Genomic DNA, 24,798 nt, shown 5'->3' on the forward strand with positions numbered 1-24,798 from the left:
AAAACGATGATTTTTTTATCAGTTTTGCCGCACTTTGCGCGCTTTTACCGTAATCGCACGGGTGGATAAGCGTTTACAGTTTTCGCAAGCTCGTAAAAGCAGTACAGTGCACCGTAAGAAAATTACAAGTATACCCTGGCTTAAGTACCGGGTTAGTTAACTTAAGGAGAATGACATGGCGGTAACGCAAACAGCCCAGGCCTGTGACCTGGTCATTTTCGGCGCGAAAGGCGACCTTGCGCGTCGTAAATTGCTGCCTTCCCTGTATCAACTGGAAAAAGCCGGTCAGCTCAACCCGGACACCCGGATTATCGGCGTAGGGCGTGCTGACTGGGATAAAGCGGCTTATACCAAAGTTGTCCGCGAGGCGCTCGAAACTTTCATGAAAGAAACCATTGATGAAGGTTTATGGGACACCCTGAGTGCACGTCTGGATTTTTGTAATCTTGATGTCAATGACACTGCTGCATTCAGCCGTCTCGGCGCGATGCTGGATCAAAAAAATCGTATCACCATTAACTACTTTGCCATGCCGCCCAGCACTTTTGGCGCAATTTGCAAAGGGCTTGGTGAGGCAAAACTGAATGCTAAACCGGCACGCGTAGTCATGGAAAAACCGCTGGGGACGTCGCTGGCGACCTCGCAGGAAATCAACGATCAGGTTGGCGAATACTTCGAGGAGTGCCAGGTTTACCGTATCGACCACTATCTTGGTAAAGAAACAGTGCTGAACCTGTTGGCGCTGCGTTTTGCTAACTCTCTGTTTGTGAACAACTGGGACAATCGCACCATTGATCATGTTGAGATTACCGTGGCAGAAGAAGTGGGGATCGAAGGGCGCTGGGGCTATTTTGATAAAGCCGGTCAGATGCGCGACATGATCCAGAACCACCTGCTGCAAATTCTTTGCATGATTGCGATGTCTCCGCCGTCTGACCTGAGCGCAGACAGCATCCGCGATGAAAAAGTGAAAGTACTGAAGTCTCTGCGCCGCATCGACCGCTCCAATGTGCGCGAAAAAACCGTACGCGGGCAATATACTGCGGGCTTCGCTCAGGGCAAAAAAGTGCCGGGCTATCTGGAAGAAGAGGGCGCGAACAAGAGCAGCAATACAGAAACCTTCGTGGCGATCCGCGTCGACATTGATAACTGGCGCTGGGCCGGTGTGCCATTCTACCTGCGTACTGGTAAACGTCTGCCGACCAAATGTTCTGAAGTCGTGGTCTATTTCAAAACACCTGAACTGAATCTGTTTAAAGAGTCGTGGCAGGATCTACCGCAAAATAAACTGACTATCCGTCTGCAACCTGATGAAGGCGTGGATATCCAGGTACTGAATAAAGTTCCTGGCCTTGACCACAAACATAACCTGCAAATCACCAAGCTGGATCTGAGCTATTCAGAAACCTTTAATCAGACGCATCTGGCGGATGCCTATGAACGTTTGCTGCTGGAAACCATGCGTGGTATTCAGGCACTGTTTGTACGTCGCGACGAAGTGGAAGAAGCCTGGAAATGGGTAGACTCCATTACTGAGGCGTGGGCGATGGACAATGATGCGCCGAAACCGTATCAGGCCGGAACCTGGGGACCCGTTGCCTCAGTGGCGATGATTACCCGTGATGGTCGTTCCTGGAATGAGTTTGAGTAATATCTGCGCTCATCCTTTATGGTTATTTTACCGGTAACATGATCTTGCACAGATTGTAGAACAATTTTTACACTTTCAGGCCTCGTGCGGATTCACCCACGAGGCTTTTTTTATTACACTGACTGAAACGTTTTTGCCCTATGAGCTCCGGTTACAGGCGTTTCAATCATAATTTCCATGTATGAAACGCGTTGTGAATCATCCTGCTCTGACAACTCAATTTCAGGAGCCTTTATGAACCCACAATTGTTACGCGTAACAAATCGAATCATTGAACGTTCGCGCGAGACTCGCTCTGCTTACCTCACCCGGATAGAACAAGCGAAAACTTCGACCGTTCATCGTTCGCAGTTGGCATGCGGTAACCTGGCACACGGTTTCGCTGCCTGCCAGCCAGAAGACAAAGCCTCTTTGAAAAGCATGTTGCGTAACAATATCGCCATCATCACCTCCTATAACGACATGCTCTCCGCTCACCAGCCTTATGAACACTATCCAGAAATCATTCGTAAAGCCCTGCATGAAGCGAATGCGGTTGGTCAGGTTGCGGGCGGTGTTCCGGCGATGTGTGATGGTGTCACCCAGGGGCAGGATGGAATGGAATTGTCGCTGTTAAGCCGCGAAGTGATTGCGATGTCTGCGGCGGTGGGGCTGTCCCATAACATGTTTGATGGTGCTCTGTTTCTCGGTGTGTGCGACAAGATTGTCCCAGGTCTGACCATGGCAGCCCTGTCGTTTGGTCATTTGCCTGCGGTGTTTGTGCCGTCTGGACCGATGGCAAGCGGTTTGCCAAATAAAGAAAAAGTGCGTATTCGCCAGCTTTATGCCGAAGGTAAAGTGGACCGCATGGCATTACTGGAGTCAGAAGCCGCGTCTTATCATGCGCCGGGAACATGTACTTTCTACGGTACTGCCAACACCAACCAGATGGTGGTGGAGTTTATGGGGATGCAGTTGCCAGGCTCTTCTTTTGTTCATCCGGATTCTCCGCTGCGCGATGCTTTGACCGCTGCAGCTGCGCGCCAGGTTACGCGCATGACCGGTAATGGTAATGAATGGATGCCGATCGGTAAGATGATCGATGAGAAAGTGGTGGTGAACGGTATCGTTGCACTGCTGGCGACCGGTGGTTCCACTAACCACACCATGCACCTAGTGGCGATGGCGCGCGCAGCCGGTATTCAGATTAACTGGGATGACTTCTCTGACCTTTCTGATGTTGTACCGCTGATGGCACGTCTCTACCCGAACGGTCCGGCCGATATTAACCACTTCCAGGCGGCAGGTGGCGTACCGGTTCTGGTACGTGAACTGCTCAAAGCAGGCCTGCTGCATGAAGATGTCAATACGGTGGCAGGCTTTGGTCTGTCTCGTTATACCCTTGAACCATGGCTGAATAATGGTGAACTGGACTGGCGGGAAGGGGCAGAAAAATCACTCGACAACAATGTGATCGCGTCCTTCGAACAACCTTTCTCTCATCATGGTGGGACAAAAGTGTTAAGCGGTAACCTGGGCCGAGCGGTTATGAAAACCTCTGCCGTGCCGGTAGAGAACCAGGTGATTGAAGCGCCAGCGGTTGTTTTTGAAAGCCAGCATGACGTTATGCCGGCCTTTGAAGCGGGTTTACTGGACCGCGATTGTGTCGTTGTTGTCCGTCATCAGGGGCCAAAAGCGAACGGAATGCCAGAATTACATAAACTCATGCCGCCACTTGGTGTATTATTGGACCGGTGTTTCAAAATTGCGTTAGTTACCGATGGACGACTCTCCGGCGCTTCAGGTAAAGTGCCGTCAGCTATCCACGTAACACCAGAAGCCTACGATGGCGGGCTGCTGGCAAAAGTGCGCGACGGGGACATCATTCGTGTGAATGGACAGACAGGCGAACTGACGCTGCTGGTAGACGAAGCGGAACTGGCTGCTCGCGAACCGCACATTCCTGACCTGAGCGCGTCACGCGTGGGAACAGGACGTGAATTATTCAGCGCCTTGCGTGAAAAACTGTCCGGTGCCGAACAGGGCGCAACCTGTATCACTTTTTAAGACGACAAATTTGTAATCAGGCGAGAGAAAACTCTGATGAAAAACTGGAAAACAAGTGCAGAATCAATCCTGACCACCGGCCCGGTTGTACCGGTTATCGTGGTAAAAAAACTGGAACACGCGGTGCCGATGGCAAAAGCGTTGGTTGCTGGTGGGGTGCGCGTTCTGGAAGTGACTCTGCGTACCGAGTGCGCAGTTGACGCTATCCGTGCTATCGCCAAAGAAGTGCCTGAAGCGATTGTGGGTGCCGGTACGGTGCTGAATCCACAGCAGCTGGCAGAAGTCACTGAAGCAGGTGCACAGTTTGCAATTAGCCCGGGTCTGACCGAGCCGCTGCTGAAAGCTGCTACCGAAGGGACTATTCCTCTGATTCCGGGGATCAGCACTGTTTCCGAACTGATGCTGGGTATGGACTACGGTTTGAAAGAGTTCAAATTCTTCCCGGCTGAAGCTAACGGCGGTGTGAAAGCCCTGCAGGCGATCGCGGGTCCGTTCTCTCAGGTCCGTTTCTGCCCGACAGGTGGTATTTCTCCGGCTAACTACCGTGACTACCTGGCGCTGAAAAGCGTGCTGTGCATCGGTGGTTCCTGGCTGGTTCCGGCAGATGCGCTGGAAGCGGGCGATTACGACCGCATTACTAAGCTGGCGCGTGAAGCTGTAGAAGGCGCTAAGCTGTAAAAGTCAAAATGCCCGATCGAGGATCGGGCATTTTTGTAGCGTTTTTTTGCCGGGTTTAACCCTGTACTTTTACCTGTCCGGCGGCGTGCTTCGCGCGTTCAATGGCGTCAACAACACTCTCTGCAGTAGCCAGTGCTACCCCCAGACGACGGCTGCCATCAATTTCCGGCTTACCAAATAAACGAATCTGCAAATCTGCGCCTACGGCATTCTGCACATTATCAAACGTGACATTCTGACTGGTCAGTTGCGGCAGGATAACGGCAGAAGCAGCAGGACCATACTGGCGGATCCCGCCAACCGGAAGTCCGAGGAAGGCACGTACATGCAGGGCAAACTCCGAGAGATCCTGAGAAATTAGCGTCACCATCCCGGTGTCATGCGGGCGAGGGGAGACTTCACTGAAAATCACCTCATCACCACAGACAAACAGCTCGACACCAAACAGCCCATAACCGCCCAGTGCCAGCACCACTTTACGGGCAATCTCCTGCGCACGTTCAAGGGCAAGCGGGCTCATTTGCTGTGGTTGCCAGGATTCACGATAGTCGCCATCTTCCTGGCGATGACCTACCGGTGCACAGAAATGGACGCCATCCACCGCGCTGACGGTTAGCAGGGTAATTTCGAAGTCAAACTTAACGACGCCTTCAACAATTACGCGGCCCGCTCCGGCGCGACCACCTTGCTGAGCGTACTCCCATGCATGAGCAAGTTGCTCTGCAGAACGAATAAACGTCTGCCCTTTACCGGAAGAACTCATCACCGGTTTAACAATACAGGGGTAGCCAATGGCGGCAACCGCTTCGCGGAAAAGGTTTTCGCTATCGGCAAAACGATAAGTGGAAGTGGGCAGCTGCAGCTCTTCTGCCGCCAGGCGACGGATACCCTCGCGATTCATCGTTAATTTCGTTGCGCGAGCGCAGGGGACAACATTCAGTCCTTCCTCTTCAAGTTGGATCAGCATATCGGTGGCAATAGCTTCGATCTCCGGCACGATATAATGTGGTTTTTCCAGTTCAACCACACGGCGTAATGCATCACCATCAAGCATATTAATGACATGGGAGCGATGCGCGACATGCATGGCTGGTGCGTCGGCATAGCGATCGACGGCAATCACCTCTACGCCGAGACGCTGACACTCGATTGCCACTTCTTTACCCAGTTCACCGGAGCCTAATAACATCACGCGAGTTGCTGCCGGACGCAGCGCAGTGCCTAATAACGTCATAACGAATATCCCCTGATTAATTCCGCGCGCAGTATAAACGAAAACGTTTGCGTGTGTCTTTATTGCTGATGTTGATTTCCCAACTGAAAAGAAATATACTGTATAAAATCACAGTTATTATGAGAGGCTGCAAATGGCGGTTGAAGTTAAATACGTAGTCATTCGTGAGGGCGAAGAGAAAATGTCGTTTACCAGCAAAAAGGAAGCCGATGCTTATGACAAGATGCTTGATACGGCCGATCTGCTTGACACCTGGCTGACAAATTCTCCAGTGCAAATGGAAGATGAGCAACGTGAAGCCCTTTCGCTATGGCTGGCAGAACAAAAAGATGTGCTGAGCACCATTCTGAAAACCGGCAAATTACCGTCCCCACAGGTCGTCGGTGCTGAATCCGAAGAGGAAGATGCCTCACACGCGGCCTGAAGCAACTTGCGCTCCTGACAATTTGTACCATGCTTTCTCCTGAATCATTGTGCTATGGAGAAAAACATGAAAAAAAGAGGGGCGTTTTTAGGGCTGTTGTTGGTTTCTGCCTGCGCATCAGTTTTCGCTGCCAATAATGAAACCAGCAAGTCGGTCACTTTCCCAAAGTGTGAAGGTCTGGATGCTGCCGGAATTGCCGCGAGCGTAAAACGTGATTACCAACAAAATCGCGTGGCGCGCTGGGCTGATGATCAAAAAATTGTCGGTCAGGCCGACCCCGTGGCATGGGTCAGTTTGCAGGACATTCAGGGGAAAGATGATAAATGGTCAGTACCGCTAACCGTGCGTGGTAAAAGTGCCGATATTCATTACCAGGTCAGCGTGGACTGCAAAGCGGGAATGGCGGAATATCAGCGGCGTTAATGGCTTCTGATAATTCGATTGACCGTTGGCGGATACGGCGCGAGTGCCTTGTCCGCCCTACAACGCAACACAATCGTAGTCCTGAGAAGACGCAGTAGCGTCGAACTGGGCAATCAGCATCAAACAGTTCCACTCAAAATGTCAAACTACTTTCACCTAAAATACCCTTATCACCTTATATACAGTGAACACCTTACCTGGCGCGAATTTCTTTGAATAACGGCCTACCGCCCCGCTTATTTGCGCATCTTTTGTCTCGATATACATTTTCTGACATCCTCATCCGCTATGCTACAGGCACTAAAAATGGTTATTGAGGAGCAAATATGGCTAACTGGTTAAATCAACTGCAATCTCTGCTTGGGCAAAGCCGTTCTTCTACCTCCTCGTCTGCGGATCAGGGATTGGGCAAACTTTTAGTGCCTGGCGCATTAGGCGGACTGGCTGGGCTGCTGGTCGCAAATAAATCAGCACGTAAACTTCTTACGAAATATGGCACAAACGCGTTACTGGTTGGCGGCGGAGCGGTAGCGGGTACGGTGCTGTGGAATAAATACAAAGATAAAATTCGCGCGGCGCATCAGGATGAACCGCAGTTTGGCGCGCAAAGTACGCCGCTGGATGAGCGTACGGAACGTTTGATCCTTGCGCTGGTCTTTGCCGCTAAAAGTGATGGCCATATCGATGCCAAAGAACGTGCGGCAATCGACCAGCAATTGCGAGAAGCCGGTGTGGAAGAGAAGGGGCGTGTACTCATTGAGCAGGCAATCGAACAACCGCTGGATCCACAACGCCTGGCTACCGGGGTCCGCAATGAAGAAGAGGCGCTGGAAATCTATTTCCTGAGCTGCGCGGCTATTGATATTGACCATTTTATGGAACGCAGTTACCTGAATGCACTGGGTGATGCGCTGAAAATCCCCCAGGACGTTCGTGAAGGCATTGAACGCGATCTCGAACAGCAAAAACGTACTTTGGCGGAGTAATTCCGCTCTCTGGATAGCCTGAAGTTGACTATTTCGGGTTATCCAGAACCGCACAGCCATTTGAACAGGCTGATTTTCTCTGTCTGCATAACAGTCGATATCCGCGCCATTACCTGTCATCATCTAAGCAATGACTACCCTGTTTCGCTTGCATCCCCGGTGAGTTTTGCCACCCTTATAAGATGTTTCAACCAGAAAGAACAATAACATGCTACCAAAAGCCGCCCGCATTCCCCACGCCATGACGCTTCATGGCGATACGCGCATCGATAATTACTACTGGCTGCGGGACGATACGCGTTCTCAGCCGGAAGTCCTGGACTATCTGCAACAAGAAAATAGTTACGGTCATCGGGTGATGGCCTCGCAACAAGCCTTGCAGGATCGCATCTTAAAGGAAATCATCGACCGCATTCCGCAACGAGAAGTTTCTGCGCCCTACATCAAAAATGGCTACCGCTATCGGCATATTTATGAACCAGGCTGTGAATATGCTATCTACCAGCGTCAATCGGCGTTCAGTGAAGAGTGGGACGAGTGGGAAACATTGCTCGATGCCAACAAGCGCGCGGCTCATAGTGAGTTTTATTCGATGGGCGGAATGGCGATTACGCCAGATAACACCATTATGGCACTGGCAGAAGATTTTCTTTCCCGACGGCAGTACGGCATTCGTTTTCGTAATCTGGAAACAGGTAACTGGTACCCGGAACTGCTGGATAACGTTGAACCCAGCTTTGTCTGGGCAAATGACTCCTGGACTTTCTACTATGTTCGCAAGCATCCAGTGACGCTGCTCCCTTATCAGGTCCGGCGTCACGCCATCGGTACGCCAGCATCGCAAGATAAACTGATTTACGAAGAAAAAGACGATACCTATTACGTCAGCCTGCATAAAACGACCTCGAAGCATTATGTGGTCATTCATCTGGCCAGCGCCACCACCAGTGAAGTTCGCCTGCTGGACGCGGAAATGGCCGATGCCGAGCCGTTTGTTTTTCTGCCTCGCCGCAAAGATCACGAATACAGCCTTGATCACTACCAGCATCGGTTTTATCTGCGTTCCAACCGCCACGGTAAAAACTTTGGCTTATACCGTACCCGTATGCGTGATGAGCAACAGTGGGAAGAGTTAATTCCGCCACGTGATAACATTATGCTGGAAGGGTTTACGCTGTTTACCGACTGGCTGGTGGTTGAAGAGCGTCAGCGCGGGTTAACCAGTTTGCGGCAAATTAACCGCAAGACCCGGGAAGTCATTGGCATTGCCTTTGATGATCCGGCCTATGTGACTTGGATTGCCTACAATCCAGAACCTGAAACCGCGCGATTGCGTTATGGTTATTCTTCCATGACCACACCAGATACTTTGTTTGAACTGGATATGGATACCGGTGAGCGTCGTGTATTAAAACAAACGGAAGTTCCTGGTTTTGATGCGGCGAATTACCGCAGTGAACACCTGTGGATAGTCGCCCGTGATGGCGTCGAAGTTCCGGTTTCGCTGGTCTATCATCGCAAACATTTTCGCAAAGGACACAACCCGCTGCTGGTGTATGGCTACGGTTCTTACGGCGCAAGTATTGATGCCGATTTCAGTTTTAGCCGCTTGAGTTTGTTGGATCGTGGATTTGTCTACGCCATTGTCCATGTTCGTGGCGGCGGTGAGCTGGGGCAACAATGGTACGAGGACGGTAAATTTCTGAAGAAGAAAAATACGTTTAATGATTATCTTGATGCCTGCGATGCATTGTTAAAACTGGGCTATGGCTCTCCTTCGCTCTGTTATGCGATGGGCGGGAGTGCGGGGGGTATGTTGATGGGCGTTGCGATTAATCAACGCCCGGAATTGTTCCACGGCGTTATCGCCCAGGTACCGTTTGTTGATGTTGTAACAACAATGCTGGATGAATCAATTCCTCTTACCACCGGCGAATTTGAAGAGTGGGGGAATCCGCAGGATCCGCAATATTACGAGTATATGAAAAGCTACAGCCCGTATGACAACGTCACCGCACAGGCTTATCCGCATTTACTGGTAACGACCGGTTTACACGATTCTCAGGTGCAATATTGGGAACCGGCAAAATGGGTCGCTAAATTGCGCGAGCTGAAAACCGATGACCATCTTTTATTGCTCTGTACCGACATGGACTCAGGTCATGGCGGTAAATCTGGTCGCTTTAAATCGTACGAAGGCGTAGCGATGGAATATGCTTTTCTGGTCGCGCTGGCGCAGGGAACATTACCCGCTACGCCTGCGGATTAAGTATTTTCCAGATAATGTTTCAGTGTTAAACGCAGCTCCGGGCTCATGCTGCCCAGGTTATTAAATAACCAGCGCAGATAGCCCGGATCGCGTTCGGCAACGTCGGAAACCGCTTTGCCACGGTATTTGCCAAAGGTGAAAGTCGTCATCAACGATGGACGTCCGGTGATATCGGCCATCTGTTCTGCCGTCCAGCCGGAGGTGTTCATAATATCGATAAGCAACGCAGCGGTGATATAACAGTCATACAACGCGCGGTGATGATGCAGGCCCGGCGGCGTCTGTACATTGAGCTTCCGTGTTTTATATAACGCCATATTGCTGTACTTGATCCCTGGCCACAAACGACGGGCCAGTTTCATAGTGCAAATCCACTCACCGGGCATTTCAGGCAGTACGCGGCGGTCAAAGCTGGCGTTATGCGCGACATACCATTCACTACCGTAATAGTGCGGGATCACATCTTCAATCCACGGTTTATCGGCGACCATGGCTTCGGTGATGCGATGAATCGCCATCGCCTGTGGACTAATAGGACGATCGGGACGCACCAGGTGGCTCATGGGATTGACGATTTTTCCGTCAATGACATCAACAGAGGCAATCTCAACGATCCCTCCCTGCAAACCGCAGGTTTCTGTATCGATAATGCGCAACATGGCATGCTCCAGGCCGAAAAAGCCTAGCGTAATGGAATGATATCGCCTTGCCAACCCTGTGATGAACGCTGACCGACTAACAATAATGAACCACGATCGGCGCGAACGATGAGACGACCATGTTCATCCCATAGTGCACTGTTACCACGGGCATTTGCCATCAGCACAGCAATCGAGTACTGATGTGAAAAAAATTGTAAGCGACGGGCCGACGCCAGCAGGTCGGGTTCTCCCAGACATTGCCCTGTCGTAAACAGTGAACAGGTCGGGTCCATATCCATACCTTGCGGTTGTTCATCGACCACCGTGATGGTTCTGGAACGACGGCCCAGACATGCACCATAACTCTGATGGTAGATCCCTGGCGTTTTTCGCCACGGTGCGAATACCGCAATTCCACGAATAAAGCGATCGTTATATTCAACGGGAAGGCCGGCAATGATGGTCATTCGCCAGGTCGTTGCGGCATAACAAAGCGGGTCTAATAGCGAGAGATCGGGTGGGGCAGGAAGGGCACGTCGCGAATAATCACACCCCAGTAAAGAAAGCGATGGAAAAACTAACAGCTGACATTGTTGCCTGGCGGCGGCCCTCACAAACTCCAGATGATGAGCTACCTGTTCGGTGAGTGAGGTTTTACGAGGCTCATATTGCGCTGCTGCAACTTTCCAGAACGACATAATGACTTCCTTTTCAAAATGACTGCAAATTATGGGGGCGGTTTAGAAAATACTCATAATTTAGCAGGCGTTATGTAAGAAAGTGTAACTATGTATAAGTTTTATTTAAGTTTGGGCTCGTAAGGTAAACGTGACAGATTGACCGAAGCCAAACGGTGGGCGATAAGCCGCTCGCGAAACCAGCTGCGCAAATGTTCAGGCTGTTCACGTTCAACCGCTTCAGCGATCACTGGCATATTGTAGCGTTCTTTAAATGCCACCCCTGCCGCCGCCAAATCGACATTCACTTTATCCATTTCTGTTTGATCCAGTTTAGCCAGATTCTTCAGCATTCTTAATCTCCTCATCATTCGCGGGCAAAAGTTACTAAGAGTGAGCCTTGATGGCAAGCCGGAATTGATGATCCTCGACTCAGACATTAGACAAGGTTATGCTCTGTAAAAAAGTTATTACAAAAAGGAATAGATAATATGGCTTCAACTGCACGCTCCCTTCGCTACGCGCTGGCAATCCTGACCACTTCGTTGGTGACACCTTCCGTCTGGGCACATGCGCATTTAACGCATCAGTATCCTGCGGCAAATGCACAAGTGACAGCAGCTCCGCAGGCAATCACTTTAAACTTCTCGGAAGGCGTTGAAACAGGATTCAGTGGTGCAAAAATCACGGGGCCAAAAAACGAAAATATTAAAACATTACCGGCGAAGCGGAATGAGCAGGACCAAAAGCAACTGATTGTTCCACTGGCCGATTCGCTGAAACCCGGAACCTACACCGTTGACTGGCATGTTGTTTCGGTGGATGGGCATAAAACGAAAGGACATTACACCTTTAGTGTGAAATAAATCATGCTGGCGTTTACCTGGATCGCGCTGCGATTTATCCATTTCACCTCGCTGATGCTGGTTTTTGGCTTCGCAATGTACGGTGCCTGGCTGGCCCCCTTAACGATTCGTCGCTTGCTGACGAAGCGTTTTCTGCGTTTACAACAGCACGCTGCCGTCTGGAGTTTGATCAGTGCCACTGCAATGCTCGCCGTTCAGGGCGGGTTGATGGGAGCGGGATGGTCAGATGTATTTTCGCCAAACATTTGGTTGGCTGTTTTGCAAACGCAGTTTGGTGGCGTCTGGTTATGGCAAATTGTTCTCGCCCTCGTAACGTTGATCGTCGCCCTTATGCAACCGCGGAATATGCCACGTTTGCTGTTTATGCTCACTACCGCGCAATTTATTCTGCTGGCGGGAGTCGGGCATGCGACGTTGAATGAAGGGGTAACGGCGAAAATCCATCAGACTAATCACGCAATTCACCTGATCTGTGCGGCGGCGTGGTTTGGGGGATTACTGCCGGTGCTCTGGTGTATGCAACTCATCAAAGGCCGTTGGCGACACCAGGCTATTCAGGCGCTGATGCGTTTTTCCTGGTGCGGGCATTTTGCGGTGATCGGCGTACTGGCAAGCGGCGTGCTTAATGCATTGTTGATTACCGGATTTCCCCCCACGCTTACGACTTACTGGGGCCAACTCTTATTGCTCAAAGCCATCCTGGTGATGATTATGGTGGTCATCGCGCTGGCTAATCGTTATGTTCTTGTACCGCGCATGAGGCAGGATGAAGATCGTGCGGCTCCCTGGTTTGTCTGGATGACTAAACTCGAATGGGCGATAGGTGCGGTAGTGCTGGTGATCATCAGCCTGCTTGCGACTCTCGAACCTTTTTGATGGATTACGAAAATGATGAGAAAAAGTATTCTGGCGTTTCTGTTACTCACCAGTTCTGCAGCTGCGCTGGCGGCACCGCAGGTGATTACCGTCAGCCGTTTTGAAGTGGGTAAAGACAAATGGGCGTTTAATCGCGAAGAGGTGATGCTGACTTGCCGACCGGGTAATGCTTTGTATGTCATTAACCCAAGTACCCTCGTGCAGTATCCTTTAAACGATATCGCACAAAAGGAAGTTGCCAGTGGGAAGACTAAAGCCCAACCCATTTCGGTGATTCAGATTGATGATCCTAACAATCCCGGCGAAAAAATGAGTCTGGCACCGTTTATAGAGCGAGCTGAAAAACTCTGTTAATTACCTAAAATAGCCTTTTGATTTCCAATAAAAAACCGCCTCAGTTCTTTCACCAGAACGGGCGGTTTTTAACATTTAAGCTGATGACCACCACGCTTTTTATTGACCATTTTGCACGCAAACTGGAAAACCTGGCGTCGTCATCTATTCTTAAAGAGCAAGGCAACTAAGCCTGCATTAATGCCAACTTTTAGCGCACGGCTCTCTCCCAAGAGCCATTTCCCTGGACCGAATACAGGAATCGTGTTCGGTCTCTTTTTATCTGTTAAAAGCCAGAAGCATTCCCTTCGCTGACTTTATAGTCAACCATAACACACACTCTACTGTCTGAGTCCAGCGTTTTTTAACATTCTTGTTAAGATTATGTGATCTTTAGCGCGGGAGGAAAATATTGATGAAACAGCCTGCGCCCGTTTATCAGAGAATTGCGGGTCATCAATGGCGACATATCTGGCTTTCAGGCGATATACACGGTTGTCTTGAGCAGTTGCGCCGCAAATTATGGCATTGTCGTTTTGATCCGTGGCGAGATTTACTTATCTCAGTGGGAGACGTTATCGATCGTGGGCCGCAAAGTTTACGTTGCCTGCAGTTACTGGAACAACATTGGGTTCGTGCGGTAAGAGGCAATCATGAACAGATGGCGATGGATGCGCTGGCATCCCGGCAGATGTCTTTATGGTTGATGAATGGCGGCGACTGGTTTATTGCGCTGGCAGATAATCACCAGAAACAAGCGAAAACGGCGCTGGAAAAATGTCAGCATTTGCCCTTTATTCTTGAAGTACACAGTCGCACCGGCAAACATGTTATTGCTCATGCCGATTATCCAGATGATGTTTATGAATGGCAAAAGGACGTCGATTTGCATCAGATCTTGTGGAGCCGCTCGCGATTAGGTGAACACCAAAAAGGGCAGGGAATTGCAGGTGCTGATCATTTCTGGTTTGGTCATACACCTTTGCGCCATCGCGTGGATATTGGCAACCTGCATTATATTGATACCGGTGCTGTCTTTGGGGGAGAACTGACTCTTGTGCAATTGCAATAATTAAAAATCACCGTACTCCTGTGCAGGTCGCCAGAAACCATCTATAAAATCCTCAATCGGAAAACAACCGCCATGACGGATCAGTTGATCGCTCATAGAATAGAGACACTGCTGTTCCGTGTTGTAGATATCCACAACAATATCTTCACAACCGCCATCCAGGTAGCAAACAAAAAGTACCAGCGCGAACATTTCATCCCCGAAGTGTGGTGCCGTACCGTTAAGTTTAGGAGAGATTTTACAACGGGGGAATAACCAGGACAAATAACCCGCCATGCCGACGGGTTCTTTTTGGATCAGGCAAGACGCATAATCCAGGCATCAGATTGTTGATCGTAACGGGTACGGTAAAGGACAGAGTGTTCGCCATTTAGCAGGGCAGGGATACTGGTTTCAGCATCCCAGGCATCCAGTTGCATACATAAATCGGGGTCTGATTTACAAGGAATGGTTAACGTTCGATCACCCGGCGATTCGCCGTGTAATTCGCCGTCGTCGATTTCAAAAGCGCCTATGCGCACACTGGTTTTCATCTTCGTGCTCTCCATTTAGCTGCCGGTTGTGGTACGACCAGTCCGATCGCACCATTTTTCAGCCTAGTTGAGGCAGTTGAATGTGCCAGTCAAAAAGTGCGCTTTTTTTTGTGCGCTGTCAGGCGTTACCGGTAAAAAGTTTCCCGTCGCGCACCAGTTCACGCGGGTAGCTGTTTTTCAGTCGTGAACCAATCCGTTTGGCTAAACCAATCGGCTGATGCTGGAAGGTAACCAATACATCATCCGCCACTGGCGCGGCATGCGGGTATACATCGCGCCCGCGATACCACTCCTCCGCTTCCTGCGGTGTCAGTTCAAAAGCGTTCACATTGTCGGGGGAGGCAAGGGCAATAACGGCTTCATGCTGCCAGCGATAACCTTTGTTGTGCGTTTCGGCAAGTTTAATCCCCAAGCGAGAAAATCGGACTTTACCGATCAGGGCTTCAATGCCCACCGGGAACAACCACAGTTCTTTGTCACGCTGCCAGAGTCGCAGGTTTTCATCCCAGTTTAAGCCAACACTTGCAGCCGCCTGACGAATTTGTCCGGCTTCGCGATCTTTCACCGGGCTGAACGGGAAATTGCCCACTTTGTATTTTGGGGTGGGTAAGGCGGGAATCGCCTGAGTTTTACGCAGACGAGCAACGAAGAAGCCTTCGCAGTCGTAAATTTGTGGGAAAACATGCAAAAAGCCTTCCTCGGTCAGCGCCTTGTTTGCACCAGGGAAGAGATCGCCAAGCGGTAAAAACTCTACTGCGTCGGGATAAGTCTCTTTCAGCCACAGGCAAACGGCTTCGTTTTCTTCCCGGTTTAAGGTACAGGTCGAGTAAACCAGCGTACCGCCAGGACGTAATGCATGAAAGGCGCTGTCGATCAGCTCTCGTTGGGTCGCTGCGATTTCCTGATTGCTTTCTGGTGACCAGTTTTTTAGCGCATCGGGATCTTTACGCACCACGCCTTCGCCGGAGCAGGGAGCGTCCAGCAAAATGGCATCGAACATTTCTGGCACTGCCGCACCAAATACGCGGCCATCAAAATGCGTGAGCGCAACATTACTGATGCCACAGCGGCTGATATTGGCATGTAACACTTTTACCCGACTGGCGGAAAACTCATTGGCAAGGATTGCCCCTTCGTTATTCATCCGCGCAGCAATTTGCGTCGTTTTGGAACCTGGTGCAGCAGCGACATCCATCACCCGCTGTGGTGCATTACCGTCAGCAAACAAGGCGGCAACAGGCAACATTGAACTGGCTTCCTGAATATAAAACAGGCCGCTTAAATGCTCGGCGGTACTACCCAACGGCAATGCATCTTCATTGTCGCGTTCAATCCAGAAACCTTCTTCACACCACGGAATTGGCGTAAGCGTCCAGCCATAAGGAGCAGTTAATTGCAGGAAATCAGCAACGGAGGTTTTCAGCGTATTAACGCGAATGCTGCGGCGCAACGGGCGCTGACAGGCGGCAAGAAAATCATCAAAAGAGAGCGTCGAAGGCATCGCTTCGCGCATTTGTGTCAGAAAGGCGTCCGGGAAATAAACGGTGTGTTGGGCCACGAGCATATACCACTGGCAAAAAAACAGGCGCGCAGTTTAGCATAAACGCTCCGGCGCAGGCACGCCGGAGCAGTGGGCATTATTTGGGAAGCGCAGTTCCCCATTCACGCCACTCTTTCGGTTCACTTTCCTGCAACAGGAAGTGCTTGCCTTCCTGGGCTTTCGGTGCCAGTGGCGTACCCGGAGGCGTGGCGAAGGCGATGCCGCCACGGATAAACTGGTTAAAGGTACCGGTTTTCACTACGCCGCCCGTCAGACCAAAGTCCAGACTGTAACCCGATGCCAACCAGAAGACGGAATTGTTACGCACCAGGTGTTGATAGCGTTTACTGATGCGCATCGCAATCATCACGCGATCTGACAATGTCCCCAGCGTCATTCCGGTAACCGTACCTACTTCCAGACCACGGAACAGCACCGGTGTACCGATACCTAACGAACCGGCTTCCGGCGCTTCAACAATAATGCTTAAGCCATCCAGGTAACGCGAATCAGTAATGGTGGCCTCTTGTAATTCAAAGTCGCGGCGAGGATTGCCCCGGCCTGGTTCGACGTTGATATACGGCTGGAGGATAGTATCAAGATGCTCAACGCCAGCTGCCGAAATTTGCGGTGTGACCACTGAGAAGCGCGTACCACCGCGAGCAAAGGTCTGGACATATTCCGGATAGAGCACCGCCTTTGCCTGTACTTCATTGCGCGCGGTAATCAGATCCAGCGTCTGGATTTGCCCGATATCAATACCGAGATAGCGAATTGGCATCCCGACCGCCAGTTTTCCGGCATCGAAAGCGTGAAGCGTAATTTGCCCGCCAACCGCACGGGCCGCTGTTTCGGAAGCATACAGAATACGCTTGTCGCCTTTACGCTGACTGGCGCTGGCACCGCTGAGGTTATCGAAGCTAATAGCCCCCTTTAATGCTCTGGAGAGCGGGGATGCCTGTACAGTCAGACCACTACCATTCAGCTGAACTTTCGCCCCACCTTCTGCCCAGAACACGCTGTTGCTGGTCAGAAGGTTGCGATACTCCGGCTTAATATGCAGATCGATATCAAACGCGTTAGCTCGCGGACGCACAGTAATAACTTCACCAACTTCAAATTTACGGTACAGCACTACCGATCCTGCCTGCACATCCGGCAGCGTCTCTGCACTCAAACTCACGGTTGTGGTGGGTAAATCGCTAAGGCTGTTCTCCAGCGCTTTTTCCAGATTGGCATACAGTGGATAGCTGGCTTTCATCTCGCCTTTATCGCCCGGCAGAATACGTATTCCGCCATTGATCCATTCTGAGGCGCTGGCACCGAGAAACTCAACGCCATCCAGCCCCACCTTCACGTCGACACGGCTGTTGACGACAAATTTGCTATCGCCTTTTACCAGTTCGCGATGCTGAGGCTCGATGGCGACGGTAAAGGTGACGCCTTTGCTGGTGAGTTTACGATCGATAACCTGGCCTACCTGCACGCCGTGAAGAATGAGCGGCTGACCAGCATCAATACCGTAACTTTCTGGTGCTGTCAGGGTCAGTGTCAGAACATCCGGCTCTTGCAGCAGGGCTTTTTCGCCTGGCACAACAACAAACTCTTTGCGTGGCTCGCCATCGCCGGGCACCAACTCAAAGGTTTTTCCGGTCAGCAGGGCGCTGAGATTGGCATCGCTAAGGGATAATTTCGGGTTGCGTAATTCGATGCGGGTATTTTCACGAAGCAGGGTGACGACGCTGGGATCAACGGTCATTTCCCCAGTGACTTTACCACCAGGATTTAAATCCAGTTTAGTCAGCTGTCCGACTTCCAGCCCCTGATACATTAACGGCGTCGAGTCGGCGGTTAATCCGGCACCGCCTGGCAGTTCCAGTTTTATTATTACGCCACGTTGGCTATGGGCCAGGTCTTCATACAGACCAAAGGTATCTTCCGCTTCGGCAGGTTTCGACTCTTCAGGTGAATCGAAGGCAATCGCACCGTTAACCAGTGCCGCCAGACTTTCCAGTTTCACCTTCGCGCCACTGATACTGACGTTGGCATCAACGCCGGAAACGTTCCAGAAACGGCTACCTTTTTTCACCAGATCGGTAAAACGCCGCTCGATCAGGACATCAATCACCACGCCTTGCTTGTTGGGATTGATGGCATAGTCGTAGACTTTACCCACCGGGATCTTGCGGAAATAGACCAATGAACCACTGCTCAGTGAACCGAGATCGGGGGCTTGCAGGTGGATCATCAGATCGCCATTGTCCAGCCGATATTTCGGTTGGGTGTCGAGTGCGACAAAGTGATCCTGCTCTTTACCTTTACCCGGCATCATGCCGATATAATTACCACCGACGAGGGCGTCCAGCCCGGAGACACCTGCCAACGAGGCCTTTGGCGTCACCAACCAGAACTGTGTCTCTTCGCGCAGCGCATCTTTCATATCGGACTTGATGCTGACCTTGACTTCAATCTTACGAAGATCGTCGCTGAGGCTGATATCCTGCACTGTTCCAACTTCAACGCCCTGATAACGAACAGGCGTACGGCCTGGAACAATACCATCCGCCGACATAAAGTCGATGGTGACAGTATTGCCCCGGTCCTGATAACTGTCCCAAATCAGCCAACCAGCAATCATTAGCGCGATGAACGGCAGCAGCCAGAAAGGTGAGATACGGCGTTTATTTTTAATCTGCGCTTCAGTCGTCGAAGCGGGCGTTTCCTGACTCATGTGCATCCCAAAGTAAGCGGCTGTCCAGCCATTCCACAGCAAGAATAGTCAAAATTACCGCTGCGCCGAAATAAAACGCAGCCGGTCCCATAGTAAAAGCGAGGATCTGATCGCGATTAATCAGCGACATGGTTAAAGATATGACAAACAGGTCGAGCATCGACCAGCGACCAATCCAGGTCACCATCCGCAGTAACAGAATGCGTGTGCGTAAACCTTGCTGGCATTTAAAATGAATACTCAACAGTAAAGTGAACATGACGATCACTTTAGTAAACGGTACCAGAATACTGGCGATAAACACGATTCCCGCAACTGCAATGTTGCTACTTGCCAGCGACATAATTCCGGAAAGAATCGTATCTTCCTGCCGACCACCATTCAGATAAATGATAGAGATAGGCAACAGGTTGGCAGGTAACAACAAAACGATTGACGCTAACAGCGCCGCCCAGCATTTTTGCAGACTATGACGGCGACGCAGGCGTAGCGGGATATGGCAACGCGGGCAGCGACCACGCTGATCAGGATAGCCGGTAAAATGGCACCCAAGACAGACACGGAGTTTCTCGTCCCTACGCGTAGCGGGGCGCTGCGGATAAAATCGCTCCCACAGTTCTTCAACATTAAGATGTGACAACGTCACCGTCGTTAAAATCACCAACGCCACAAAAGAGAACAAGCCGACACCCGCCTGGATATGGGCATAATCCTGTACCTTTATAGAAGCAACGCCAATGCCGACCAGGTAGATATCCAGCATCACCCACTCTTTCAGCCGCTCAAGCATCAGCAGTACCGGGCGTAAATTCATTCCCAATCGGTTACCAAACCATAAATAAGCTATGGAGGTCACCAGAATGAGGGGGGCACCGATAACGCAGAAAAAGACCATCGCCCCCGTTATCGCATCGCCCTGTTTGGTCATTTGCCAGATGCCTTGCATAACGTTGGCGTCAATACGAATGCCTAACAGCCAGATATGCAACAGCGGTTCGCCCCAGGCAAACGGCATAAGCAACAGCATGGTGAAGGCCATTGCCGCCAGGCGCGTTAGCGACCAGTCGCGCCCGTCACGAATTTTTGCCTGACAGCGCGGACAATAGGCACTTTGATGAGAATTTATCTCGGGCAGGCTAAACAGCATGTCACATTGCGGGCAACGTTGGTAATCACCACGCGGCAGTTCCTCGCCGATAGCCCTCACTGTTATCTTCTTTGTCGGCGTAATTTGTGGTGTGTTAAGAGCCATGACGTGCCAAATGTAATAAGAATTAACATTAATCTTAACCCATGATGGGAATGATCTTGAGCATTAACGCATTTAATGCTTATTTTAATAGGCTGGCAGTTCCAGGTAAGACAACCAAGTGATTATATAATGAACAAAGCAGAATTTTACGCGGATTTAAATCGCGACTTTAACGCGCTGATGGCGGGAGAAACCAGTTTTCTGGCAACGCTTGCGAACACCAGTGCGTTGTTATATGAGCGTCTCACTGACGTAAACTGGGCAGGTTTTTATTTGCTTGAGGACGATACACTGGTGCTCGGACCATTTCAGGGCAAAATTGCCTGTGTCCGGATACCCGTTGGGCGCGGTGTATGCGGCACTGCGGTTGCCCGCAATCAAGTGCAGCGTATCGAGGATGTTCACGCGTTTGACGGGCATATTGCCTGTGATGCGGCGAGTAATTCTGAAATTGTTCTGCCGCTGGTGGTGAAAAATCAGATTATTGGTGTTCTCGACATCGATAGTACCGTCTTCGGTCGCTTTACAGACGAGGACGAGCAAGGCTTACGTCAGCTTGTGGCACAGCTTGAAAAAGTGCTTGCAACGACGGATTACAAAAAATTCTTTGCGAGCGTCGCAGGATAATCAACGGATAACGTAGCATTTACTGATAGCGTCATTATAATGACGCCTGTTCATGCCTGCGCTTGTTGGCTACGTCCGTTGTAATCAGGAAATTTCATGGAAAATCAACCTAAGTTGAATAGCAGTAAAGAAGTAATCGCGTTTCTGGCCGAACGTTTTCCCCACTGTTTCAGTGCGGAAGGTGAAGCGCGTCCGCTGAAAATCGGTATTTTTCAGGATTTGGTCGATCGTGTTGCCGGGGAAATGAACCTGAGCAAAACGCAATTGCGATCCGCTTTACGTCTCTACACTTCGAGCTGGCGTTATCTTTACGGTGTTAAACCCGGTGCAACACGTGTCGATCTTGACGGCAACCCATGCGGTGAGCTGGACGAGCAACATGTCGAGCATGCTCGCAAGCAGCTTGAAGAAGCGAAAGCGCGTGTTCAGGCACAGCGTGCTGAACAGCAAGCGAAAAAACGCGAAGCTGCCGCAGCTGCTGGTGAGAAAGAAGACGCACCGCGCCGCGAACGCAAGCCACGTCCGACCACGCCACGCCGCAAAGAAGGCGCTGAACGTAAACCTCGTTCGCAAAAGCCGGTAGAGAAAGCGCCAAAAACAGTAAAAGCACCTCGCGAAGAACAGCACACCCCGGTTTCTGACATTTCAGCTCTGACTGTCGGACAAGCCCTGAAGGTGAAAGCGGGTCAAAACGCGATGGATGCCACCGTATTAGAAATCACCAAAGACGGCGTCCGCGTCCAGCTGAATTCGGGTATGTCTTTGATTGTGCGCGCAGAACACCTGGTGTTCTGAAACGGAGGCCGGGCCAGGCATGAACATGTTTTTTAGGCTTACCGCGTTAGCTGGCCTGCTTGCAATAGCAGGCCAGACCTTCGCTGTAGAAGATATCACGCGTGCTGATCAAATTCCGGTATTAAAGGAAGAGACGCAGCATGCGACGGTGAGTGAGCGCGTAACGTCGCGCTTCACCCGTTCTCATTATCGCCAGTTCGACCTCGATCAGGCATTTTCGGCCAAAATCTTTGACCGCTACCTGAATCTGCTCGATTACAGCCACAATGTGCTGCTGGCAAGCGATGTTGAACAGTTCGCGAAAAAGAAAACTGAGTTAGGCGATGAACTGCGTTCAGGTAAACTCGACGTTTTCTACGATCTCTACAATCTGGCGCAAAAGCGCCGTTTTGAACGTTACCAGTACGCTTTGTCGGTACTGGAAAAGCCGATGGATTTCACCGGCAACGACACTTATAACCTTGACCGCAGCAAAGCGCCCTGGCCGAAAAACGAGGCTGAGTTGAACGCGCTGTGGGACAGTAAAGTCAAATTCGACGAGTTAAGCCTGAAGCTGACAGGAAAAACGGATAAGGAAATTCGTGAAACCCTGACTCGCCGCTACAAATTTGCCATTCGTCGTCTGGCGCAAACCAACAGCGAAGATGTTTTCTCGCTGGCAATGACGGCGTTTGCGCGTGAAATCGACCCGCATACCAACTATCTTTCCCCGCGTAATACCGAACAGTTCAACACTGAAATGAGTTTGTCGCTGGAAGGTATTGGCGCAGTGCTGCAAATGGATGATGACTACACCGTTATCAATTCGATGGTGGCAGGAGGTCCGGCAGCGAAGAGCAAAGCTATCAGCGTTGGTGACAAAATTGTCGGTGTTGGTCAAACAGGCAAGCCGATGGTTGACGTGATTGGCTGGCGTCTTGATGATGTGGTGGCCTTAATTAAAGGGCCTAAGGGCAGTAAAGTTCGTCTGGAAATTTTACCTGCTGGTAAAGGGACCAAGACCCGTACGGTAACGTTGACCCGTGAACGTATTCGTCTCGAAGACCGCGCGGTTAAAATGTCGGTGAAGACCGTCGGTAAAGAGAAAGTCGGCGTGCTGGATATTCCGGGCTTCTATGTAGGTTTGACAGACGATGTCAAAGTGCAATTGCAGAAACTGGAAAAACAGAATGTCAGCAGTGTGATTATCGACCTGCGTAGCAATGGTGGTGGGGCGTTGACTGAAGCCGTATCGCTCTCCGGTCTGTTCATTCCATCCGGCCCGATTGTTCAGGTCCGCGATAACAACGGCAAGGTTCGTGAAGACAGCGACACCGACGGACAGGTCTTCTATAAAGGCCCGCTGGTGGTGCTGGTTGACCGCTTCAGTGCTTCGGCTTCAGAAATCTTTGCCGCGGCAATGCAGGATTACGGTCGTGCCCTGGTTGTGGGTGAACCGACATTTGGTAAAGGCACCGTTCAGCAGTACCGTTCATTGAACCGTATTTACGATCAGATGTTACGTCCTGAATGGCCAGCGCTGGGTTCTGTGCAGTACACGATCCAGAAATTCTATCGCGTTAACGGCGGCAGTACGCAACGTAAAGGCGTAACGCCAGACATCATCATGCCGACGGGTAATGAAGAAACGGAAACGGGTGAGAAATTCGAAGATAACGCGCTGCCGTGGGATAGCATTGATGCCGCGACTTATGTGAAATCAGGAGATTTAACGGCCTTTGAACCGGAGCTGCTGAAGGAACATAATGCGCGTATCGCGAAAGATCCTGAGTTCCAGAACATCATGAAGGATATCGCGCGCTTCAACGCTATGAAGGACAAGCGCAATATCGTTTCTCTGAATTACGCTGTGCGTGAGAAAGAGAATAATGAAGATGATGCGACGCGTCTGGCGCGTTTGAACGAACGCTTTAAACGCGAAGGTAAACCGGAGTTGAAGAAACTGGATGATCTACCGAAAGATTACCAGGAGCCAGATCCTTATCTGGATGAGACGGTGAATATCGCACTCGATCTGGCGAAGCTTGAAAAAGCCAGACCCGCGGAACAACCCGCTCCCGTCAAGTAATATCAATCAGGCACAAGAAATTGTGCCTGATTTTTTAACAGCGGCAAGATGCCGTAAATCAGATGCTACAAAATGTAAAGTTGTGTCTTTCTGGTGACTTACGCACTATCCAGACTTGAAAATAGTCGCGTAACCCATACGATGTGGGTATCGCATATTGCGTTTTGTTAAACTGAGGTAAAAAGAAAATTATGATGCGAATCGCGCTCTTCCTGCTAACGAACCTGGCCGTAATGGTCGTTTTCGGGCTGGTACTGAGCCTGACAGGGATACAGTCGAGCAGCGTTCAGGGGCTGATGATCATGGCCTTGCTGTTCGGTTTTGGTGGTTCCTTCGTTTCGCTTCTGATGTCCAAATGGATGGCATTACGATCTGTTGGCGGGGAAGTGATCGAGCAACCGCGTAACGAAAGGGAACGTTGGCTGGTCAATACTGTAGCAACCCAGGCTCGTCAGGCGGGGATCGCTATGCCGCAAGTGGCTATCTACCATGCGCCGGACATCAATGCTTTTGCAACCGGTGCGCGCCGTGATGCCTCTCTGGTTGCTGTCAGCACCGGTTTGCTGCAGAACATGAGCCCGGATGAAGCCGAGGCGGTAATTGCTCACGAAATCAGCCACATCGCCAATGGTGATATGGTCACCATGACGCTGATTCAGGGCGTGGTGAACACCTTCGTTATCTTTATTTCCCGTATTCTGGCGCAGCTTGCCGCGGGTTTTATGGGCGGAAACCGTGATGAAGGTGAAGAGAGCAACGGCAACCCGCTGATCTACTTTGCGGTTGCAACGGTTCTGGAACTGGTGTTTGGTATTCTGGCGAGCATTATAACCATGTGGTTCTCGCGTCATCGTGAATTCCACGCCGATGCGGGTTCAGCAAAACTGGTTGGTCGCGAGAAAATGATTGCCGCGCTGCAACGCCTGAAAACCAGCTATGAACCGCAAGAAGCAACCAGCATGATGGCTTTCTGCATTAACGGGAAGTCGAAATCGCTCAGTGAGTTGTTCATGACTCACCCGCCGCTGGATAAACGTATTGAAGCTCTGCGTACGGGTGAATACCTGAAGTAATAT

General features: G+C 50.7%; 24 protein-coding genes. 15 read left to right on the forward strand and 9 right to left on the reverse strand.

Features of this window, described 5'->3' with window-relative positions; all coding sequences use genetic code 11:
• The first annotated feature begins 175 nt into the window (after nt 1-175).
• From zwf to kdgA, 3 genes are all read left to right on the forward strand, one after another.
• Nucleotides 176-1,651 carry a glucose-6-phosphate dehydrogenase gene (gene zwf / locus C4F37_RS05690; protein WP_000301727.1) on the forward strand — a complete coding sequence of 492 codons (1,476 nt, stop codon included), beginning with the start codon at nt 176-178 and terminating at the stop codon, nt 1,649-1,651.
• Nucleotides 1,652-1,885: 234 nt separating this feature from the next.
• Nucleotides 1,886-3,697 carry a phosphogluconate dehydratase gene (gene edd / locus C4F37_RS05695; RefSeq protein WP_001538838.1) on the forward strand — a complete coding sequence of 604 codons (1,812 nt, stop codon included), beginning with the start codon at nt 1,886-1,888 and terminating at the stop codon, nt 3,695-3,697.
• A 36-nt stretch (nt 3,698-3,733) separates the two neighbouring features.
• Nucleotides 3,734-4,375 (forward strand): bifunctional 4-hydroxy-2-oxoglutarate aldolase/2-dehydro-3-deoxy-phosphogluconate aldolase, encoded by a 642-nt coding sequence (kdgA, locus tag C4F37_RS05700; RefSeq protein ID WP_000800512.1) that lies wholly within the window; start codon nt 3,734-3,736, stop codon nt 4,373-4,375.
• 55 nt (nt 4,376-4,430) lie between these two features.
• Here the strand turns inward: kdgA and purT are convergent, their stop codons facing one another.
• Nucleotides 4,431-5,609 (reverse strand): formate-dependent phosphoribosylglycinamide formyltransferase, encoded by a 1,179-nt coding sequence (gene purT, locus C4F37_RS05705; RefSeq protein ID WP_000173466.1) that lies wholly within the window; start codon nt 5,607-5,609, stop codon nt 4,431-4,433.
• Nucleotides 5,610-5,742: 133 nt separating this feature from the next.
• On the opposite strand from purT, the gene yebG reads away from it, so the two are divergent.
• The 4 genes from yebG (at nt 5,743) to ptrB (ending at nt 9,711) form a co-directional block, all read left to right on the forward strand.
• Nucleotides 5,743-6,033 carry a DNA damage-inducible protein YebG gene (yebG, locus tag C4F37_RS05710; RefSeq protein ID WP_000257738.1) on the forward strand — a complete coding sequence of 97 codons (291 nt, stop codon included), beginning with the start codon at nt 5,743-5,745 and terminating at the stop codon, nt 6,031-6,033.
• 66 nt (nt 6,034-6,099) lie between these two features.
• Nucleotides 6,100-6,456: a protein YebF gene (yebF, locus tag C4F37_RS05715; protein WP_001295500.1), complete on the forward strand. Its 357-nt coding sequence runs from the start codon at nt 6,100-6,102 to the stop codon at nt 6,454-6,456.
• 326 nt (nt 6,457-6,782) lie between these two features.
• Nucleotides 6,783-7,442 (forward strand): tellurite resistance TerB family protein, encoded by a 660-nt coding sequence (locus C4F37_RS05720; protein WP_000024728.1) that lies wholly within the window; start codon nt 6,783-6,785, stop codon nt 7,440-7,442.
• Between the two features lie 208 nt (nt 7,443-7,650).
• Nucleotides 7,651-9,711, forward strand: a complete 2,061-nt coding sequence (gene ptrB, locus C4F37_RS05725) for an oligopeptidase B (RefSeq protein WP_001538837.1) — start codon at nt 7,651-7,653, stop codon at nt 9,709-9,711.
• On the opposite strand, the gene exoX is transcribed toward ptrB, so the two are convergent.
• From exoX to holE, 3 genes are all read right to left on the reverse strand, one after another.
• Nucleotides 9,708-10,370 carry an exodeoxyribonuclease X gene (exoX, locus tag C4F37_RS05730; RefSeq protein WP_000944258.1) on the reverse strand — a complete coding sequence of 221 codons (663 nt, stop codon included), beginning with the start codon at nt 10,368-10,370 and terminating at the stop codon, nt 9,708-9,710. The two genes, ptrB and exoX, sit on opposite strands and share 4 nt — an antisense overlap.
• Before the next feature lie 23 nt (nt 10,371-10,393).
• Complete coding sequence (yobB, locus tag C4F37_RS05735; protein ID WP_000011664.1) at nt 10,394-11,050, reverse strand: carbon-nitrogen hydrolase family protein YobB; 657 nt, start codon at nt 11,048-11,050, stop codon at nt 10,394-10,396.
• Nucleotides 11,051-11,151: 101 nt separating this feature from the next.
• Complete coding sequence (gene holE, locus C4F37_RS05740) at nt 11,152-11,382, reverse strand: DNA polymerase III subunit theta (protein ID WP_000916763.1); 231 nt, start codon at nt 11,380-11,382, stop codon at nt 11,152-11,154.
• Nucleotides 11,383-11,520: 138 nt separating this feature from the next.
• Between holE and yobA the strand changes: the two genes are divergently transcribed.
• The 4 genes from yobA (at nt 11,521) to pphA (ending at nt 14,176) form a co-directional block, all read left to right on the forward strand.
• Nucleotides 11,521-11,895 carry a CopC domain-containing protein YobA gene (gene yobA / locus C4F37_RS05745; RefSeq protein WP_000168747.1) on the forward strand — a complete coding sequence of 125 codons (375 nt, stop codon included), beginning with the start codon at nt 11,521-11,523 and terminating at the stop codon, nt 11,893-11,895.
• Nucleotides 11,896-11,898: 3 nt separating this feature from the next.
• On the forward strand, nt 11,899-12,771 hold the full coding sequence (gene copD, locus C4F37_RS05750; RefSeq protein WP_000879311.1) for a copper homeostasis membrane protein CopD: 873 nt from the start codon (nt 11,899-11,901) through the stop codon (nt 12,769-12,771).
• A gap of 12 nt (nt 12,772-12,783) precedes the next feature.
• Nucleotides 12,784-13,125, forward strand: coding sequence for a YebY family protein (locus C4F37_RS05755; protein ID WP_000984819.1), 342 nt, complete (start codon nt 12,784-12,786; stop codon nt 13,123-13,125).
• 394 nt (nt 13,126-13,519) lie between these two features.
• Nucleotides 13,520-14,176, forward strand: coding sequence for a protein-serine/threonine phosphatase (pphA, locus tag C4F37_RS05760; RefSeq protein WP_000812744.1), 657 nt, complete (start codon nt 13,520-13,522; stop codon nt 14,174-14,176).
• Here the strand turns inward: pphA and C4F37_RS05765 are convergent, their stop codons facing one another.
• The 5 genes from C4F37_RS05765 to yebS all read right to left on the reverse strand — a co-directional run bounded on the left by C4F37_RS05765 (nt 14,177) and on the right by yebS (nt 20,232).
• Nucleotides 14,177-14,368, reverse strand: coding sequence for a YebW family protein (locus tag C4F37_RS05765; RefSeq protein ID WP_024186842.1), 192 nt, complete (start codon nt 14,366-14,368; stop codon nt 14,177-14,179).
• A gap of 104 nt (nt 14,369-14,472) precedes the next feature.
• The gene (locus C4F37_RS05770) at nt 14,473-14,709 is read right to left on the reverse strand and encodes a YebV family protein (protein WP_001295499.1); all 237 of its coding nucleotides are present in this window, start codon (nt 14,707-14,709) and stop codon (nt 14,473-14,475) included.
• A gap of 118 nt (nt 14,710-14,827) precedes the next feature.
• Nucleotides 14,828-16,267 (reverse strand): 16S rRNA (cytosine(1407)-C(5))-methyltransferase RsmF, encoded by a 1,440-nt coding sequence (rsmF, locus tag C4F37_RS05775; RefSeq protein WP_024186841.1) that lies wholly within the window; start codon nt 16,265-16,267, stop codon nt 14,828-14,830.
• A 79-nt stretch (nt 16,268-16,346) separates the two neighbouring features.
• Nucleotides 16,347-18,980, reverse strand: coding sequence for a lipid-binding membrane homeostasis protein YebT (gene yebT, locus C4F37_RS05780; protein ID WP_001298452.1), 2,634 nt, complete (start codon nt 18,978-18,980; stop codon nt 16,347-16,349).
• Nucleotides 18,949-20,232, reverse strand: a complete 1,284-nt coding sequence (gene yebS / locus C4F37_RS05785; protein WP_001207279.1) for a membrane integrity lipid transport subunit YebS — start codon at nt 20,230-20,232, stop codon at nt 18,949-18,951. The genes yebT and yebS overlap by 32 nt, the downstream gene beginning before the upstream one ends.
• 129 nt (nt 20,233-20,361) lie before the next feature.
• Here yebS and msrC point away from each other — a divergent pair, with 129 nt between their 5' ends.
• The 4 genes from msrC (at nt 20,362) to htpX (ending at nt 24,795) form a co-directional block, all read left to right on the forward strand.
• Nucleotides 20,362-20,859, forward strand: coding sequence for an L-methionine (R)-S-oxide reductase (gene msrC / locus C4F37_RS05790; RefSeq protein ID WP_001029106.1), 498 nt, complete (start codon nt 20,362-20,364; stop codon nt 20,857-20,859).
• A 96-nt stretch (nt 20,860-20,955) separates the two neighbouring features.
• The gene (proQ, locus tag C4F37_RS05795) at nt 20,956-21,654 is read left to right on the forward strand and encodes an RNA chaperone ProQ (RefSeq protein WP_000431376.1); all 699 of its coding nucleotides are present in this window, start codon (nt 20,956-20,958) and stop codon (nt 21,652-21,654) included.
• 19 nt (nt 21,655-21,673) lie between these two features.
• Nucleotides 21,674-23,722, forward strand: a complete 2,049-nt coding sequence (gene prc / locus C4F37_RS05800; protein ID WP_001055794.1) for a carboxy terminal-processing peptidase — start codon at nt 21,674-21,676, stop codon at nt 23,720-23,722.
• A 191-nt stretch (nt 23,723-23,913) separates the two neighbouring features.
• Nucleotides 23,914-24,795, forward strand: coding sequence for a protease HtpX (gene htpX, locus C4F37_RS05805; RefSeq protein ID WP_000984517.1), 882 nt, complete (start codon nt 23,914-23,916; stop codon nt 24,793-24,795).
• The last annotated feature ends 3 nt before the right edge of the window (nt 24,796-24,798 follow it).

The organism is Escherichia sp. R1 (assembly GCF_003000935.1).
Taxonomy (GTDB): domain Bacteria; phylum Pseudomonadota; class Gammaproteobacteria; order Enterobacterales; family Enterobacteriaceae; genus Escherichia; species Escherichia coli.

Bases quoted from the DNA above. Each gene is read 5' to 3' on its own strand.
- zwf (WP_000301727.1), top strand. From the start codon at position 176: ATGGCGGTAACGCAAACAGCCCAGGCCTGTGACCTGGTCATTTTCGGC.
- edd (WP_001538838.1), top strand. From the start codon at position 1,886: ATGAACCCACAATTGTTACGCGTAACAAATCGAATCATTGAACGTTCG.
- kdgA (WP_000800512.1), top strand. From the start codon at position 3,734: ATGAAAAACTGGAAAACAAGTGCAGAATCAATCCTGACCACCGGCCCG.
- purT (WP_000173466.1), bottom strand. From the start codon at position 5,609: ATGACGTTATTAGGCACTGCGCTGCGTCCGGCAGCAACTCGCGTGATG.
- yebG (WP_000257738.1), top strand. From the start codon at position 5,743: ATGGCGGTTGAAGTTAAATACGTAGTCATTCGTGAGGGCGAAGAGAAA.
- yebF (WP_001295500.1), top strand. From the start codon at position 6,100: ATGAAAAAAAGAGGGGCGTTTTTAGGGCTGTTGTTGGTTTCTGCCTGC.
- C4F37_RS05720 (WP_000024728.1), top strand. From the start codon at position 6,783: ATGGCTAACTGGTTAAATCAACTGCAATCTCTGCTTGGGCAAAGCCGT.
- ptrB (WP_001538837.1), top strand. From the start codon at position 7,651: ATGCTACCAAAAGCCGCCCGCATTCCCCACGCCATGACGCTTCATGGC.
- exoX (WP_000944258.1), bottom strand. From the start codon at position 10,370: ATGTTGCGCATTATCGATACAGAAACCTGCGGTTTGCAGGGAGGGATC.
- yobB (WP_000011664.1), bottom strand. From the start codon at position 11,050: ATGTCGTTCTGGAAAGTTGCAGCAGCGCAATATGAGCCTCGTAAAACC.
- holE (WP_000916763.1), bottom strand. From the start codon at position 11,382: ATGCTGAAGAATCTGGCTAAACTGGATCAAACAGAAATGGATAAAGTG.
- yobA (WP_000168747.1), top strand. From the start codon at position 11,521: ATGGCTTCAACTGCACGCTCCCTTCGCTACGCGCTGGCAATCCTGACC.
- copD (WP_000879311.1), top strand. From the start codon at position 11,899: ATGCTGGCGTTTACCTGGATCGCGCTGCGATTTATCCATTTCACCTCG.
- C4F37_RS05755 (WP_000984819.1), top strand. From the start codon at position 12,784: ATGATGAGAAAAAGTATTCTGGCGTTTCTGTTACTCACCAGTTCTGCA.
- pphA (WP_000812744.1), top strand. From the start codon at position 13,520: ATGAAACAGCCTGCGCCCGTTTATCAGAGAATTGCGGGTCATCAATGG.
- C4F37_RS05765 (WP_024186842.1), bottom strand. From the start codon at position 14,368: ATGTTCGCGCTGGTACTTTTTGTTTGCTACCTGGATGGCGGTTGTGAA.
- C4F37_RS05770 (WP_001295499.1), bottom strand. From the start codon at position 14,709: ATGAAAACCAGTGTGCGCATAGGCGCTTTTGAAATCGACGACGGCGAA.
- yebT (WP_001298452.1), bottom strand. From the start codon at position 18,980: ATGAGTCAGGAAACGCCCGCTTCGACGACTGAAGCGCAGATTAAAAAT.
- yebS (WP_001207279.1), bottom strand. From the start codon at position 20,232: ATGGCTCTTAACACACCACAAATTACGCCGACAAAGAAGATAACAGTG.
- msrC (WP_001029106.1), top strand. From the start codon at position 20,362: ATGAACAAAGCAGAATTTTACGCGGATTTAAATCGCGACTTTAACGCG.
- proQ (WP_000431376.1), top strand. From the start codon at position 20,956: ATGGAAAATCAACCTAAGTTGAATAGCAGTAAAGAAGTAATCGCGTTT.
- prc (WP_001055794.1), top strand. From the start codon at position 21,674: ATGAACATGTTTTTTAGGCTTACCGCGTTAGCTGGCCTGCTTGCAATA.
- htpX (WP_000984517.1), top strand. From the start codon at position 23,914: ATGATGCGAATCGCGCTCTTCCTGCTAACGAACCTGGCCGTAATGGTC.